We start from the raw sequence: 1,095 nt of genomic DNA, 5'->3' as shown, positions 1-1,095 counted from the left end.
TGTACCCGGCCAGGACGTTGGTATCGGCGAGCCTGGCTGAACTAACGAGAACCTCCGGATGGGATGTGGCTTGTCGAAGGCCCACTCCAACCCGGAGGTTCTCGTGTCCCACGGTAGTGCCCGGCTGACCGTCCACGGTCGCCGACTGATCGTCCAGCGTCACCAGGCCGGCTGGAAACAGGCCCACATCGCCGCGGCGATGGGTGTGTCCCGCAAGTGTGTGAAGACCTGGATCGACCGCTACGCCGCCGAAGGCGAAGCCGGCCTGATCACCCGTTCCTCTCGCCCGCACACGATGCCCACGAAGACCGCCGACGATGTCGAGCACAAGGTCCTCGCGGCGCGGGCCGAGCAGCGCCACGGTCCTGACGTCTTGGGCCCGGAGGTCGGTGTCGCGCCGCGGACGGTGTCACGGATCCTGCGTCGCCACGGCGTGCCCCATCTGCGCGAGTGCGACCCCATAACCGGTGAGGTGATCCGATCCTCGAAGCAGACCGCGATCCGCTACGAGCGCGAGCGGCCCGGCGAGCTGGTCCACATGGACGTCAAGAAGCTTGGCCGGATCCCCGACGGAGGTGGGTGGCGCGGCCGGGGTGAGCTGATCAGCAATCACCAGGCCCGCGTCGACAAGACCCCGATCGGATACGACTTCGTCCACTCGTTGGTCGACGACCACTCCCGCCTTGCCTACTCCGAGGTCCTCTCCGATGAGCGGGCCACCACCTGCGCCGCGTTCCTGGCCAGAGGGGTCGCCTACTTCGCAGCCCACGGCATCACCCACATCGAACGACTCATGACCGACAACGCGTTCGCCTACCGGCACGGCAACGCTCTGCGCGAGGTCCTTGCCGTCCACCACATCAAGCACATCTTCATCCGTCCCCACTGCCCATGGCAGAACGGGAAGGTGGAGCGACTCAACCGCACCCTGACGACCGAGTGGGCCTATCGCCAGGCCTTCACCAGCAACGACGAGCGCACCGCCGCCCTTGCCCCATGGCTCGAGCACTACAACACTGAACGACGCCACAGCGCACTCGGAGGCAAACCACCGATCAGCCGACTGCTACCAACCTGATGGCCGGGTACACCTAG

At 66.3% G+C, this 1,095-nt stretch carries 1 protein-coding gene; it reads left to right on the top strand.

The features are described 5' to 3' along the window. Positions 1-103 precede the first annotated feature (103 nt). Positions 104-1,078: an IS481 family transposase gene (locus AC4BG9_RS18720; RefSeq protein ID WP_490572636.1), complete on the top strand. Its 975-nt coding sequence runs from the start codon at positions 104-106 to the stop codon at positions 1,076-1,078. The last annotated feature ends 17 nt before the right edge of the window (positions 1,079-1,095 follow it).

Source organism: Nocardioides sp. Z40_12, from assembly GCF_058215795.1.
The sequence above is the reverse complement of the archived record's forward strand: the minus strand, read 5'-3'. Positions and strand labels throughout refer to the sequence as shown.